This is a genomic window from Roseateles sp., assembly GCF_965229315.1.
Taxonomy (GTDB): Bacteria; Pseudomonadota; Gammaproteobacteria; order Burkholderiales; family Burkholderiaceae_C; genus Pelomonas.
Map to the genome: position 1 here is coordinate 2,111,933 of NZ_CBDDJA010000002.1, position 14,088 is coordinate 2,126,020.

Sequence of the window (14,088 nt, forward strand, 5' to 3'; positions counted from 1 at the left end):
TAACAGCGCTGTTCAAGCGAGACCAAGAGTATATGACGAATTTCAGACGCTTTGCAAGCGTTGGAGCACTTTTTTCTGATCGAAGTGCTCGAGCACGGCGTCCAGCGAAGGGGTTTGTGCACGGCCGCACACGACAACCCGAACCGGCACGGCGAGTTGCGGCATCTTCAAACCGGCGGCCGTCAGCGTTTCTTTCAAGGCCTGCTGGATAGCGCCCTTGTTCCACTCCGTCACAGCACCCAGGCGCTGCGACAAGGCGGCCAATGCGGGGCGCACCGCGTCGGTGATGTGCGCGGCGAGATCCTCGGCCGACGGGGTCACCGGCTTGAAGTACATCGCCAGCCAGTCGGCCAGCGCGGCCACAGTCGCGCAGCGGTCCTTGAACAGACCAACCTTGGGCTGGACCTGCTCGACCGTTGCGGCAATGCCCTTGGCCGCCAATTGCTCGACGACGAGGCTGGCCAGGCGCGCCTCGTCGATCTGCTTCACGTAGTGGCCGTTGACCCAGTCGAGCTTGGCCGGATCCCATTGCGCCGGACTCTTGGACAGGTGCGAGCCGTCAAACCAGCTCACCATCTGCGCGGCCGAGAACAACTCGTCGTCACCATGGCTCCAGCCCAGGCGGGCCAGGTAGTTCAGCATGCCTTCAGGCAAATAGCCGCTGGCCGCATAGTCCATCACGCTGACGGCGCCGCGGCGCTTGGAGAGCTTCAGTCCGTCGTCGCCCAGGATGATGGGCAGGTGCCCGAACTGCGGCAACGGCGCCCCCAGCGCGTTGAAGATGTTGATCTGCCAGGGCGTGTTGTTGACGTGCTCGTCACCACGGAAGACGTGGCTGATGCGCATGTCCCAGTCGTCCACGACGACGGCGAAGTTGTAGGTCGGCACACCGTCCTGGCGGGCGATGATGAGGTCGTCGATCTCGCGGTTGTTGATCGTGATCGGGCCCTTCACGACGTCGTGCCAGGTCACGTCGCCCTCGACCGGGTTGGCGAAACGCACGACGGGCTTCACGCCTTCGGGTGGCGTGGGCAGCGTCTTGCCGGGCTCGGGGCGCCAGCGGCGGTCGTACAGCGTCTTCTCGCCGCGGGCGCGCTGGGCCTCGCGCATGGCGTCGAGTTCCTCGGGCGTCGCATAGCAGCGGTAGGCGCGGCCTTCAGCGATCAACTGCTCGATGACCGCCGCGTAGCGGTCCAGGCGCTGCATCTGGTAGACCGGACCTTCGTCGTAGTCCAGACCCAGCCAGTTCATGGCGGCAATGATCTGGTCCACCGAGTCCTGCGTGGAGCGGGCCACGTCGGTGTCCTCGATGCGCAGCACGAACTCGCCACCGTGGTGGCGGGCGTAGGCCCAGGAGTACAGCGCGGTGCGGGCCGTGCCCAGGTGCAGGAAGCCGGTGGGCGACGGCGCGATGCGCGTGCGGACCTTGTCGAAAGTGGAAGTCATCGGGTCGTCAGAGTGGAAAGGCCGCGCAGCAGGTCGTCGGTGATGTCGTCGACATGCTCCAGGCCGACGGCCAGGCGGATCAGCCCCTGGCCGATGCCTGCGGCCTGCCGCTGCGCCTCGGTGAGGCGGCCATGCGAGGTCGTGGCGGGGTGGGTGATGATGGATTTCGTGTCGCCAAGGTTGGTGGCGATGGACAGCACGCGGGTGCTGTCGATGACGTGGAAGGCTCCGGCACGCGCCGCCTCGGGCGTGTCGGCCCGCAGGTCGAAGGACAGCACGGCGCCACCCTGCCCGCCCTGTTGGCGCATGGCGAGGTCATGTTGCGGATGAGACCCGAGCGATGGGTAGTACACCCGGTCGACCTCGGGCTGCGCCTCCAGCCAGCGTGCCACGGCAAGCGCTTGCTGGCTCTGAGCCTTCATGCGCAGCGACAGCGTCTCCAAACCCTTCATCACGACCCAGGCGTTGAACGGCGCAAGCGTCATGCCCACCGTGCGCAGGATGGGGCCGAAGACGTCGCGGATCAGCCTGTTGGGGCCGCACAGCGCGCCCGCCATCACACGGCCTTGCCCGTCCATGTACTTGGTGGCCGAGTGCATGACAACGTCTGCCCCCATCTCGGCAGGACGCTGCAGCGCCGGCGTCGAATAGGTGTTGTCAACGGCCAGCAGCGCGCCGGCGGCGTGAGCCAGGTCGGCCAGCGCGCGGATGTCGCAAACCTCGGTCAGCGGGTTGGTCGGCGTCTCGGCGAAGAACAGCTTCGTCGCTGGCCGGATGGCCGCCCGCCACTCGGCGAGGTCGGTCTGCGACACGAACGTCGTCTCGACGCCGAACTTGCCGAACTCCTTGGCGAACAGGTTGATCGTCGAGCCGAACACCGAGCGCGAGCAGATGACGTGGTCGCCGGCCTTCAGCACGCCCATGCCCAGCAGCAGGATGGCGCTCATGCCGGTGGACGTGGCGATGGCCGCTTCCGTGCCTTCCATGGCCGCCAGGCGCGCCTCCAGGCTGCGCACCGTCGGGTTGCTGGTGCGCGAGTAGGTGAAGTCGTCCGAGTTCGCAAAGCGCTGCGCCGAAGTCTCGGCATCGGGCTGCACGTAGGCGCTGGTCAGGAACAGTGCTTCGGAGTTTTCGCCGTGCTGGCTGGGCGCCAGCGCCGTGCGCACGGCTAGCGTCTCGGGCCGCAGGCCTGTGGGCAGCGTGGCACGCGCAATGCGGCGGGCTTCGTCACTCATGGCGCTCAACCCTCGCTGCCGCCCTGCAGCGCCAGGCGGCCACGGGCATCGGCGTCTTCGTCGCTGGGCTGGCTGGCGCGCTGGGCGCGCAGCGTGGCGAAGTCTTCCAGGCTGACATCGCCGGTCACGTAGTGGCCGTCGAAGCAGCTCGCCTCGAACCCGGCCAGGCCAGGCCGCAATGCGGCGACGACCCGCTTCATCGCGTCCACGTCCTGGTAGATCAGCGCGTCGGCGCCGATGTAGGCGCAGATCTCCTCGATGGAGCGGTTGTGCGCGATCAGCTCCTCGGCCGTCGGCATGTCGATGCCGTAGACGTTGGGGTAGCGCACCGGCGGCGCGGCGGACGCGAGGTAGACCTTGCGCGCGCCGGCCTCGCGGGCCATCTGGACGATCTCCTTGGAGGTGGTGCCGCGCACGATGGAGTCGTCCACCAGCAGCACGTTGCGGTCCTTGAACTCCACGCCGATGGCGTTGAGCTTCTGGCGCACGCTCTTCTTGCGCGCGCCCTGCCCCGGCATAATGAAGGTGCGGCCGACGTAGCGGTTCTTCACGAAGCCCTCGCGGTAAGGCTTGCCGATGCGGTGCGCCAGCTGCATCGCCGACGGGCGGCTGCTCTCCGGGATGGGAATGACCACGTCGATCTCGTTGGGCGGCATCGTCGAGATGACGCGCTGGGCCAGCGTCTCGCCCATGTTCAGCCGTGCCTGGTAGACCGAGATGCCGTCCATCACGGAGTCCGGGCGGGCCAGGTAGACGAACTCGAACATGCAGGGGTTCAGCGTCGGGTGGTCATTGCACTGTTCGGTATGCAGCCTGCCATCCATGTCCACGAACAGCGCCTCGCCGGGCGCCACGTCGCGCTCCAGTTGATGGCCCGTGCCTTCGAGCGCCACGCTCTCGCTGGCCACCATGAAGTCGCCGTTCGCCGAGCGGCCGAAGCACAGTGGGCGGATGCCGTACGGGTCGCGGAAGGCCAGCAGCCCTTGGCCGGCGATCAGCGCGATGACCGCGTAGCTGCCCTTGATGCGCTTTTGCACGGCGCGCACGGCGGTGAAGACCTCCTTGGGCGTCAGTGGCAGGTCGCGCCCTGCCATCTCCAGTTCGTGCGCCAGCACGTTGATCAGCACCTCGGTGTCGCTCTCGGTGTTGATGTGGCGGCGGTCGATGTCGAACAGCTCGTCCTTCAGCGCGTGCGCGTTCGTCAGGTTGCCGTTGTGCACCAGCACGATGCCGAACGGCGCGTTCACGTAGAAAGGCTGGGCCTCTTCCTCGCTGTAGGCGTTGCCGGCGGTCGGATAGCGCACCTGGCCCAGGCCGATGTTGCCGGGCAGCGCACGCATGTTGCGGGTGCGGAACACGTCGCGCACCATGCCACGCGCCTTGTGCATGAAGCACTTCTGGCCCTGCATGGTGACGATGCCGGCGGCGTCCTGGCCGCGGTGCTGCAGCAGCAGCAGCGCGTCGTAGAGCAACTGGTTGACGGGAGAGGCAGCGAGCGTGCCGACGATGCCGCACATGGCGAAATCCTTAGTCTGACGAATCCGTCTCAGATGGGGTCATCGAGCGGGAAACAAAGCGGGCCACAGGGTCAGGCAGCAGCGGCGTCAGGTCGCGCAGCACGCTGCACAACACCGGCGCCGCGCGCGAGGCCTGCCAGGTGGCCGACTGCGCGATGGGTGATGCGCCGATGACGAGCACCAGCAGCAGGGCCACGATGACGCCGCGCAGCGCGCCGAAGCCGGCACCACCGAGACGGTCCACGACCGACAGCGGCGTGGCATGGATCAGGGTCTTGACGAGCCGCGTGGCCAGGCCCCAGACGATCAGCACGAAGATGAAGGCCAGCACCAACGAGACCATGTGCACGACAGCCGGTCCGAACTTGCCCTCGGGCAGCAGTTGCTCGACCATCGGCGCCAGCGGCGCGGCTGCGAAATAGGCCACGACCCAGCCGGCCAGCGACATCACCTCGAACACGAGGCCACGCCACAGACCGATGCCGATGGACATGAGCAGCAGCGCCGCGAGCGCGAGATCGACCCAGCTCAGTTCCATGGCGCAGTGCTCACAGCGTCAGGATGGCGCCGGGCAGGCCTGCGCCCTTCAGCTTGGCGGCGGCTCGCTCGGCCTCGTCCCGGCTGGCAAACGGCCCCAGGCGCACACGCACGCGGCGGCCGTCCGCCGTGTCCACGGCCTGCGCATAAGTCTTGAGCCCCAGCTTCTCGACCTTGAGGCGCACGTCCTGGGCCGCCTTGTTTTCGCCGAACGCGCCCACCTGCACGATGAAGCGGGCGGCGGACGGTGTGCTGGCGGGCGCGGCCGCATGGCTCGTCGGCTCCTTGCCCTCCAGCAGCGCCTGGGCGCGGGCGCCATCGTTCGCCGCTGCCTTGGGCTTGTCGGCAACTTTGACGGGCGTCTTCTCCACCGGCTTTTCAGCGACAGCCTTCTCGACCACCGGCGGCTTCTCCACGGGCTTCTCGACAACGCGCTCGGCTGCCACCTGCGTGCTCGCGACGGCTGCAGGCGTGGGCGTGGATGCAGGCTCGGCCTGCGACAACGGCTCCCGCGTCGGCACGGCCAGCGGCGGCGCGGTGTCCTTGCGCGGGATGTCGATGGGCAGGTCCACCGGAATGGGCCGCGGCTGCGTCTCGAAGATCAGCGGAAAGCCCACCACGCCGGCCGCCACCAGCACGGCCGCGCCGATGAGGCGGCGGCGCGCGCGCACGCGCAACACCTGCACGTCGTCGGCTGCGGAGGCCCTGGCACCGGACTTGGCTGATTTCTTGGGCGCCGCCGCAGCAGCGTCATCGCGCTTGAGGAAGGAAAACAGGCCCATCGGCGGCGTCTGGCTCAGTGGAGGGTGGGAGGCTGGAGGGCGGGCGCCGCAGCAGCGCCGGCCATCACGCGGGGCAGGCCCTGCTGGAGCACTCCACCCACGGTGTAGAAGGAACCGAAGACCAGGATTCTATCGGCCGTGCTCGCACCGGCCGCCGCAGCGTGCAGGGCATCCAGGGGATGGGCGTGGGTGTGCGTCGCCACGTCGGGCGGCGTCGTCAGCCCGGCGGTTAGGAAGGCGGCTTCGAGTTGCTCGGCCGTGGCGGCGCGGGGAATGGGCAGACTGGTGAAGTGCCAGACGTCCACCAGTGGCGCCACCCGGGCCAGGATGCCCGCCAGGTCCTTGTCCGCCATGGCACCGAAGACGGCATGCGTGCGCGGGAAGAAGCCCATCTGGTCGAGGTTCTGCGCCAGCGCAGCGACGGCGTGCGGGTTGTGGGCCACGTCCAGCACGACGGCCGGCTGGCCGGCCAGCACCTGGAAGCGGCCGGGCAGCTCGACCAGCGCCAGACCGGTGCGCACGGCCTGGGCGCTGATGGGCAGCCGGTCGGCCAGCGCCTCGAAGGCGGCCAGCACGCCGGAGGCATTCAGCAACTGGTTCACGCCGCGCAGCGCCGGGTAGGCCATGCCGGAGAAACGCTTGGCTCGCCCGGCCCATTGCCACTGGGTGCGGTCGCCGCTGAACGTGAAGTCGCGGCCGAGCTGGCGCAGGTCGGCGCCCAGTTCGGCGGCACGCGCGGCCAGCGACGCCGGCGGCATGGGGTCGCTGACGACCACCGGACGGCCGGCGCGCATGATGCCGGCCTTTTCCCGGCCAACGCTCTCTCGGTCGTTACCGAGGAATTCGGTGTGGTCCAGGTCGATGCTGGTGATGACGGCGCAGTCGCCGTCAATGACGTTGACGGCATCCAGCCGGCCGCCCAGGCCCACTTCGAGGATGACGAGGTCCAGCGGCTCATGCTGCAGGCGCCGCATGATGGCCAGCGTCGTGAACTCGAAGTAGGTCAGCGTGATGTCGCCGCGCGCGGCCTCCACGGCCTCGAAGTGCGGCTCCAGCGACTCGGCCGCCACCGGCGCGCCGCCCACGCGGCAGCGCTCCTGGAAGTGCACGAGGTGGGGCTTGATGTACAGGCCCACGCGGTAGCCGGCATGCAGCGCGATGGACTCCAGCATCGCGCAGGTCGAGCCCTTGCCGTTGGTGCCGGCGACGACGGCCGTCGGGCACTCGAACGCGATGCCCAGCCGATCTTTCACGGCCCGGACGCGGTCCAGCGTCATGTCGATGGTCTTGGGGTGCAGGCGCTCGCAGTGGGCGAGCCATTCATCGAGCGTCATGGTCAAGCGTCATGGCGAATCAAAAAAGCAAAAGCCAGGCACGGGGCCTGGCTTGGCACTGTCGCAACGGGGTTCAGGCGACCGCGTCCGCGCTCTGGCGCTGCAGCATGGCGAGCTGGCGCGCGATGGTCTCGCGCAGTTGACGGCGGTCCACGATCATGTCCACGGCGCCCTTCTCCATCAGGAACTCGGCGCGCTGGAAGCCCGGGGGCAGCTTCTCGCGCACGGTGTTCTCGATGACGCGCGGGCCGGCAAAGCCGATCAGCGCCTTGGGCTCGGCCAGCACGATGTCGCCCACGAACGCGAACGAGGCCGACACACCGCCCATCGTCGGGTCGGTCAACACGCTGATGTAGGGCAGCTTGGCCTTGGCCAGGCGCGTCAGCGACGCGTTGGTCTTGGCCATCTGCATCAGGCTCAAGAGGCCTTCCTGCATGCGCGCGCCGCCGGTGGCGGTGAAGCAGATGAACGGCGTCTTCTGCTCGATGGCGGTCTCGACGCCGCGCACGAAGCGCTCGCCGACGACAGAGCCCATGGAGCCGCCCATGAAGTCGAACTCGAAGCAGGCTGCGACGACCGGCACGCTCATGACGGCGCCGCCGATGACGACCAGCGCGTCGGTCTCGCCGGTGCTTTCCAGCGCTTCCTTCAGACGGTCGGGGTACTTCTTGTTGTCCTTGAACTTCAGCGCGTCGACCGGCAGCACCTCCTGGCCGATCTCGTAGCGGCCTTCACCGTCCAGGAAGGCGTCCAGACGCGCGCGCGCGCCGATGCGGTGGTGGTGCGAGCACTTGGGGCAGACGTTGATGTTCTGCTCCAGGTCGGTCTTGTAGAGCACCGTCTCGCAGCTGGGGCACTTGATCCACAGACCCTCGGGCACGGTGCGGCGGTCGGCCGGGTCACCTTGCTGGATCTTGGGAGGAAGCAGTTTGTCGAGCCAACTCATGGGTCAGTCCTTGTGGGCTGTGTCGAGCGCGGCGCGGATCTCTCGGATGAAAGCCGCGCCAGTCAAGGCGACATTATCGGCTGGCTGGCGCTCCAGCAATTCGACCAGCTTGGAGCCGATGACGACCGCATCGGAAACGTCAGCCACCGCCCGCGCCGTGGCGCCGTCGCGGATGCCGAAACCCACGCCCACCGGCACGCTGACGTGCTGGCGGATGCGCGGCACGGCCTCGGCCACGGCCGCGGTGTTCAGGTGGCCGGCGCCGGTCACGCCCTTGAGCGACACGTAGTAGACATAGCCGCTGGCCAGCTTGCCGACCTGGGCCATGCGGGCCTCGGTGGACGTGGGCGCGAGCAGGAAGATGGCGTCCATGTCCACCGCCCGCAGCGCCGCGGCCAGCTCCTCGCACTCCTCGGGCGGGTAGTCCACGACCAGCACGCCGTCCACGCCCGCGGCCTTGGCGTCGGCCACGAAGGTCGGCTGGCCGTAACGCTCGATGGGATTGGCATAGCCCATCAGCACGATGGGCGTGGTGTCGTTGGTGACGCGGAACTCGCGCACATAGGACAGCACGTCACGCAGCGAAATGCCTTTTACCAGCGCCCGCTCGCCGGCCCGCTGGATGACGGGGCCATCGGCCATCGGGTCCGAGAACGGCACGCCCAGCTCGATGACGTCCGCGCCGGCCTCGGCCATCGCGAGCATCAGGCTCACGGTGGCCGACGGATGCGGGTCGCCCGCGGTGACGAAGGGGATCAGCGCTTTGCGGCGTTGGGCCTTCAGCCCCTCAAAAGTGGCAGCAATGCGGCTCATCGTGCGGCTCCCGGCAGCGCGACGACGACGTCGCCGCCCTTCACGGACTGCCCGCGGCAGGACGGCCGGCAGTAGAAATCGGCATGCGACAGGTCGGCCACGGTGCCGATGTCCTTGTCGCCGCGGCCGGAGAGGTTCACGAGCAACACCTGGTCCTTCGGCAGCGTTGGCGCGATCCTCATCGCGTGCGCCACCGCGTGGCTGGATTCCAGCGCCGGGATGATGCCCTCGGTGAGGCACAGGCGGTGGAAGGCCTGGATGGCCTCTGCATCCGTGACGCCCACGTACTCGGCGCGGCCGATGTCCTTCAGGTGGGCGTGCTCCGGGCCGACGCCGGGGTAGTCCAGGCCCGCGGAGATCGAGTGCGTCTCGGTGATCTGGCCGTTGGCGTCCTGCAGCAGGTAGGTGCGGTTGCCATGCAGCACGCCCGGCGTGCCAGCGGACAGCGTCGCGGCGTGCTTGCCGCTGGCGATGCCCTCGCCCGCCGCTTCGACGCCGATCAGGCGCGTGGCCTCGTGGGGGATGTAGGGGTAGAAGATGCCGATGGCATTGCTGCCACCGCCCACGCAGGCGATGACGGCGTCGGGCTGGCGGCCCACCATGCCGGGCATCTGCACCAGGCATTCGTCGCCGATGACGCGCTGGAAGTCGCGCACCATCATGGGGTAGGGGTGCGGGCCGGCCACGGTGCCGATGATGTAGAAGGTGTTCTCGACGTTGGTGACCCAGTCACGCATCGCCTCGTTGAGCGCGTCCTTCAGCGTCCTGCTGCCGCTGTCCACGGGCACCACGGTGGCGCCCAGCAACTTCATGCGGTAGACGTTGGGCGACTGGCGCTTCACGTCCTCGCTGCCCATGTAGACCACGCACTCCAGGCCGTAGCGCGCGCAGATGGTGGCCGTGGCCACGCCGTGCTGGCCGGCGCCGGTCTCGGCGATGACGCGCGGCTTGCCCATGCGCTTGGCCAAGAGGGCCTGGCCGATGACGTTGTTGATCTTGTGCGCGCCGGTGTGGTTGAGGTCTTCGCGCTTCAGGTATATCTGCGCGCCGCCCAGTTCGCGGGAGAGGCGCTCGGCGTGGTAGATCGGGCTCGGCCGGCCGACGAAGTGAGCCAGCTCCTTCTTGTACTCGGCGACGAACGCGGGGTCGTTGCGGTAGTGCGCGTAGGCGTCCTTGAGCTCGTCGAGCGCGTGGACGAGGGTTTCGGAGACGAAGCTGCCGCCGAAGGTGGCCGTGCCGGCATGGCGGAAATGCCCGGTGGCATCGGGCTGGTCGTACTGGAACATGGTCTTTCCCTACTGGGAGAGTGCTGCGTCCGCGCGGCGCACCGCGCGGCAGAACTCGTGGATCAGGTCGGCGCTCTTGATGCCCTTGGACACCTCGACGCCGGAACTCACATCAACGGCCCACGGCCGCACCTGGGCGATGCCATCGCCGACGTTTGCTGCATTCAACCCACCAGACAAAACGAGGTGAGAGCGAACGCTTGGTGGAATGAGTGACCAATCGAAGACCTTGCCGCCACCGCCATAGCCCTCGACAGGGGCGTCGAGCAGGATGGCCTGGGCGCTGGAAAAACGAGAACCGAAGTCTACCAAGTCGACGCCCGGGGCGACGGCGGCGGCACGCAGGTAAGGCCGCCTCACGCGGTCGCAGTCCGCCGGCGTCTCGTCGCCGTGGAACTGCAACAGCATGTTGGGCAACGCGGCCAGGCCCGCCTGCAACTCGGCGTCCGTTGCATTGACGAACAGGCCCACAGGTGTGACGAACGGCGGCAGCAGCCGCGCCAGCGCCCTCGCCCGCTGCGGCGTCACGGCGCGGGGGCTCCTGGCGTAGAAGACGAAGCCGATGGCATCGGCGCCGGCTTCAACGGCGGCCTCGACGTGGGCTTCTTGGGTCAAGCCGCAGATCTTGATTCGGGTCATGGGAGCCAATCCAAAGCCGCGACGTCGCGCGGAATGTCGAGTTCGGCATCGTAGGTCGGGCCGAGGAAGTACAGGCCGTCCGGGGCGAAGGTCGGTGCCGCCACCTTGCGGTCGCGCGCGGCGAGCACGTCCGACACCCAATCCGCCGAGCGCGTGCCGCTGCCCACGGCCAGCAGGCAGCCCATCAGGTTGCGCACCATGTGGTGCAGGAAGGCGCTGGCCTCGAACTCGAAGCGCCAATAGGCACCGCGGCGCTGCACCTTGATGTCGCGCAACGTCTTGACGGGCGATGCGGCCTGGCATTCGGACGAGCGGAAGGACGAGAAGTCGTGCTCACCGATCAAGCGCTCGGCAGCGGCTTCGAGCGCGCGCTGGTCGAGCGGGCGGAAGACCCAGCCACATTGCCCGGACTCGATGGCCGGTCGCACGGCGGACTCCAGCAGCAGGTAGGCGTAGCGCCGCCCCCGCGCGGCATTGCGCGCGTGGAAGGTGTCGCCCGGAAAGCGGCACCACTGGATGGCAATGTCGGGCGGCAGGTAGCGGTTGCTGCCACGCACCCAGGAGAACAGCTCCCGCTCGACCTCGGTGTCGAAGTGGACGACTTGGTTGATGCCGTGCACGCCCGCATCCGTGCGGCCGGCGCAGATCGTGCGGATGGGTTGGGCGGCAAACGCGGACAGCCCCTTCTCCAGCGCGTCCTGCACGGTGCGGCCGCCCGGCTGGCTCTGCCAGCCGTTGTAGCCGCCGCCGCGGTAACTCACGCCCAGTGCAACTCTCATCGGTCCTCGACAAAGAAAAACGCCCGGCCAGGCCGGGCGTCGAAGTATCGCGGCTGAGCGTCAGCGCAGCTCGTCGAGCATCGCCTGGGCGCGGTCGCGCAACGAACCACTGGCGCGTTGAACCACCTCCTGCAGCACCTCGCGGGCGCCTTGCGTGTCGCCGATCTGGCGGAACTCGTCGGCCAGTTCGAGCTGGCGCAGCAACGGGTCACCCTCCTCTTCGCCCTGCGCGTCCAGCGCCTCGGACAGCTTGTCGGGGTGGGTCTCGCCGGGGAGGGTGGGTTCTCCCAGGTCGAAGTCCAGGTCCATCGACGGCGCCGAAGACGCCGCGGGTGCAGGCGCAGGTGCGTTCGCCTGAACCAGGGGCAGGCCACCCATGCCGCTCAGGTCGAAGTTCAGGTCCGGTGCGGGCGGCGCGGTGCGCGTGCCGCGGCTGGAGATGTCGAAGTCCATCGTCATCGGCGCCTGCTCGACCGACGCCGGCAACACCTGCGTGGCCGCCATGGCGGTCGGCGAGACGGGCTCGGGCGCGTCGAGGTCCAGGTCCAGCGCCAGGTCGAAGCCGCTCACCGGGCCGGTGTCCGGGCCGCTACGCAAAGCGTCGGTATTCAAGTGCGATGCCGCAGCGGCCACGGCGCTGGCCGCCGGGGGCAGCGCCGTCTGCGGCAGCGTGCTGGCATTCATCGGCTCCGGCCGCATGTCGGCGCCGTCGTCGTGCAGCATGGGGGCGCCGCCAGGCTGGTAGAGCGGATTGTCCGGGTCGATGCCGCGGCCCAGCTCCTGCGCCTTGGCCCAGTCCTCGCCCGAGCCCTTGGTCTCGGCGAAGAGCTGCACGGCGAGCTGCTCGAAGCCCTTGGTGTCGCGGCGCTTGGCGTAGACCTCCAGCAGCTTCAGGCGGATGGCCAGCCGCGTCGGATTGGCACGCAAGGCTTCCTTCAGGATTTCCTCGGCCTGCAGGTCACGGCCGTAGGCCAGGTAGACATCGGCCTCGGCGACCGGGTCCACGTCGCCGATGGCGTCGAGCTGGCTGAGCGAATAGCTCATGGACGACTGGCCGCTGTTCTGCGCGTCGCGCGTGTCCACGCGCTGGCCGCCGGTGCCGCCGAAGAACGAATCCGGCTGCAGGCGGCTTTCATGGAAGCCGGTTTCCGACGCATGGGCCGGGCGGCGCGAACGCAGGCGGTACAGGCCCAGCCCCCCCAGCACCGCGACCAGGACACCCGCGAGGGGCAACACGATGGGGTTGTCCAGCAACTGCTCGATGAAGCTCGGCGGCTCGGCGGCCGGTGGCGGCGGCGCCAGCGGAGCGCTGGCACGCACCGCTGGCTTTGAAGCCGCATCGCTGGCTGCGGCCGCGACCACGGGCGCCGGCATGGACGCTGCGGCGGATGCAGCCTCGACGGCTGCCACGACCGGGGCAGGCAAGGCCGGCGTGGCCGGCGCGGGCGCCGGTGCGGCGGATGCCACGGTGGCCGCAGGCTTGGCGGCGCTGGAGAGCTTCTTCAGTTCCTCCACGTTGCGGGTCAGCTCGGCGACGCGGGCGGCGGCGTCCTTCTTCTCGGCCTCCTTCGACAGCTTGGCCTCGGTCGCGCTGGCGGCGGCGCCATTGGCCTTGCTGAGCGTGAGCTTGTCGGGTGTCGGCGCGGCAGCCGGCTTGCGGTCGTCCACCGCCGCCTGCACCTGGCCCTTGGACTGGCGCTCGCTCTCGTTGTTCTGCAGCGTCGGCGCGGCAGACGCGAGGCGCTGGCGGTAGGCGGAGAAGTCCGCGCTCTGGGCCAGGATGATCTGGCGCGCCTCGCCATGGGACACGGCGCCCAGCGCGTCGCTGCCCGGCACCTGCAGCGTGGAACCGGCCTTGAGCCGGTTCATGTTGCCGTCGATGAAGGCATCCGGGTTGTTGCGGAACAGGCCCACCAGCATTTGGTCCAGCGAGATGCCGCTGACCTGGCTGCGTCCGGCGATGCGGGACAGCGAGTCACCGGGGCGCACCGTGTATTCGGCGGCAGCCACCGCGGGCGGGCGGGCTGGCACCGGCGCAGGCGCGGGGGTCGGCGCACGAGCGATGGCAGGGGCAGGTGCCGGTGCGGCCGCCGGTGCAGAAGCGGGGCCATTGCGCGGCAGCGTCGTCGCGATGACGGGCGCGGGGGCTGGCACGGCTTCGCTGGACGCCGGCTGGGCCGGCAGCGGCGCAGGCGCGGCCGCCATGGCCGGTGGCGCGGTGATGACGGGTGCGGGCTTGGGCAGGCTGGGCGGGTCGAACAGCAGCGTGTATTCGCGCACCAGACGGCCGCTGGACCAGGTCAACTCCAGGATGACGTCGACGAAGGGCTCCTGCACGGCCCGGTCACTGCTGACCCTCAGCACGGTGCGGCCGTTGAGGCGCGCAATCTGCACCTGGGCCGACGCCAGCACCGGATTGAACTCGACGCCCGACGCACGGTAGGACTCCGGCGGCGCGACGCGCACCTTCAGCGTGGCGGCTTCCTCGGCCGTCAGGCTGGTCACGTCAATCTCGGCGCGCATCGTCTCGCCCAGGGCCGACTGCACATTCAGCTTGCCCAGGCCCAGCGCATGCGCGCCGCTGCTGCTGACGACCAGCAAGGCAGCGAGCGCCAGGTGGTGGCGCGCGAAGCCCGCCGGGCGGAGTCCCTCGAATGCGTCTCGGATGTGGTCTTTCAAGGCATTCCCCAAAGCAACAAGGCGGGGCTGTTGAGGGCCCCGCCTGTCTCGATCTTTCAGCACTCGCTGCGCGAACTTGGTCTGCACGCTGGTCG

General features: G+C 68.9%; 12 protein-coding genes. All 12 read right to left on the reverse strand.

The genetic code is table 11. The features are described from left to right. Positions 1-42 precede the first annotated feature (42 nt). Positions 43-1,446 (reverse strand): glutamate--tRNA ligase, encoded by a 1,404-nt coding sequence (gltX, locus tag ACO07H_RS14615; protein ID WP_422015344.1) that lies wholly within the window; start codon positions 1,444-1,446, stop codon positions 43-45. Then, entirely contained in the window at positions 1,443-2,681 is a 1,239-nt protein-coding gene (locus ACO07H_RS14620) for an O-succinylhomoserine sulfhydrylase (protein ID WP_422015346.1), read from the reverse strand. Before ACO07H_RS14620 ends, gltX begins: the two co-directional genes overlap by 4 nt. A 5-nt stretch (positions 2,682-2,686) precedes the next feature. Next, positions 2,687-4,198: an amidophosphoribosyltransferase gene (gene purF, locus ACO07H_RS14625; protein ID WP_422015348.1), complete on the reverse strand. Its 1,512-nt coding sequence runs from the start codon at positions 4,196-4,198 to the stop codon at positions 2,687-2,689. A 10-nt stretch (positions 4,199-4,208) separates the two neighbouring features. After that, the gene (locus tag ACO07H_RS14630) at positions 4,209-4,736 is read right to left on the reverse strand and encodes a CvpA family protein (RefSeq protein ID WP_422015350.1); all 528 of its coding nucleotides are present in this window, start codon (positions 4,734-4,736) and stop codon (positions 4,209-4,211) included. Between the two features lie 10 nt (positions 4,737-4,746). Then, positions 4,747-5,517: an SPOR domain-containing protein gene (locus ACO07H_RS14635; protein ID WP_422015352.1), complete on the reverse strand. Its 771-nt coding sequence runs from the start codon at positions 5,515-5,517 to the stop codon at positions 4,747-4,749. Between the two features lie 14 nt (positions 5,518-5,531). After that, the gene (gene folC / locus ACO07H_RS14640) at positions 5,532-6,851 is read right to left on the reverse strand and encodes a bifunctional tetrahydrofolate synthase/dihydrofolate synthase (protein WP_422015354.1); all 1,320 of its coding nucleotides are present in this window, start codon (positions 6,849-6,851) and stop codon (positions 5,532-5,534) included. A 73-nt stretch (positions 6,852-6,924) separates the two neighbouring features. Then, a complete protein-coding gene (gene accD / locus ACO07H_RS14645; RefSeq protein ID WP_422015356.1) occupies positions 6,925-7,797 on the reverse strand; it encodes an acetyl-CoA carboxylase, carboxyltransferase subunit beta in 873 nt (290 codons plus the stop codon). Between the two features lie 3 nt (positions 7,798-7,800). Next, positions 7,801-8,610: a tryptophan synthase subunit alpha gene (gene trpA / locus ACO07H_RS14650; RefSeq protein ID WP_422015358.1), complete on the reverse strand. Its 810-nt coding sequence runs from the start codon at positions 8,608-8,610 to the stop codon at positions 7,801-7,803. Then, positions 8,607-9,896, reverse strand: a complete 1,290-nt coding sequence (gene trpB, locus ACO07H_RS14655; protein WP_422015360.1) for a tryptophan synthase subunit beta — start codon at positions 9,894-9,896, stop codon at positions 8,607-8,609. Before trpB ends, trpA begins: the two co-directional genes overlap by 4 nt. A gap of 9 nt (positions 9,897-9,905) precedes the next feature. Continuing rightward, the gene (locus tag ACO07H_RS14660) at positions 9,906-10,535 is read right to left on the reverse strand and encodes a phosphoribosylanthranilate isomerase (protein WP_422015362.1); all 630 of its coding nucleotides are present in this window, start codon (positions 10,533-10,535) and stop codon (positions 9,906-9,908) included. Then, a complete protein-coding gene (gene truA, locus ACO07H_RS14665) occupies positions 10,532-11,314 on the reverse strand; it encodes a tRNA pseudouridine(38-40) synthase TruA (RefSeq protein ID WP_422015364.1) in 783 nt (260 codons plus the stop codon). The genes ACO07H_RS14660 and truA overlap by 4 nt, the downstream gene beginning before the upstream one ends. A gap of 60 nt (positions 11,315-11,374) precedes the next feature. Further along, positions 11,375-13,993 carry a FimV/HubP family polar landmark protein gene (locus ACO07H_RS14670; RefSeq protein ID WP_422015366.1) on the reverse strand — a complete coding sequence of 873 codons (2,619 nt, stop codon included), beginning with the start codon at positions 13,991-13,993 and terminating at the stop codon, positions 11,375-11,377. Positions 13,994-14,088 lie beyond the last annotated feature (95 nt).

Excerpts from the sequence above, each read along its gene's own strand:
- gltX (WP_422015344.1), bottom strand. The coding sequence starts at position 1,446 with ATGACTTCCACTTTCGACAAGGTCCGCACGCGCATCGCGCCGTCGCCC.
- ACO07H_RS14620 (WP_422015346.1), bottom strand. The coding sequence starts at position 2,681 with ATGAGTGACGAAGCCCGCCGCATTGCGCGTGCCACGCTGCCCACAGGC.
- purF (WP_422015348.1), bottom strand. The coding sequence starts at position 4,198 with ATGTGCGGCATCGTCGGCACGCTCGCTGCCTCTCCCGTCAACCAGTTG.
- ACO07H_RS14630 (WP_422015350.1), bottom strand. The coding sequence starts at position 4,736 with ATGGAACTGAGCTGGGTCGATCTCGCGCTCGCGGCGCTGCTGCTCATG.
- ACO07H_RS14635 (WP_422015352.1), bottom strand. The coding sequence starts at position 5,517 with ATGGGCCTGTTTTCCTTCCTCAAGCGCGATGACGCTGCTGCGGCGGCG.
- folC (WP_422015354.1), bottom strand. The coding sequence starts at position 6,851 with ATGACGCTCGATGAATGGCTCGCCCACTGCGAGCGCCTGCACCCCAAG.
- accD (WP_422015356.1), bottom strand. The coding sequence starts at position 7,797 with ATGAGTTGGCTCGACAAACTGCTTCCTCCCAAGATCCAGCAAGGTGAC.
- trpA (WP_422015358.1), bottom strand. The coding sequence starts at position 8,610 with ATGAGCCGCATTGCTGCCACTTTTGAGGGGCTGAAGGCCCAACGCCGC.
- trpB (WP_422015360.1), bottom strand. The coding sequence starts at position 9,896 with ATGTTCCAGTACGACCAGCCCGATGCCACCGGGCATTTCCGCCATGCC.
- ACO07H_RS14660 (WP_422015362.1), bottom strand. The coding sequence starts at position 10,535 with ATGACCCGAATCAAGATCTGCGGCTTGACCCAAGAAGCCCACGTCGAG.
- truA (WP_422015364.1), bottom strand. The coding sequence starts at position 11,314 with ATGAGAGTTGCACTGGGCGTGAGTTACCGCGGCGGCGGCTACAACGGC.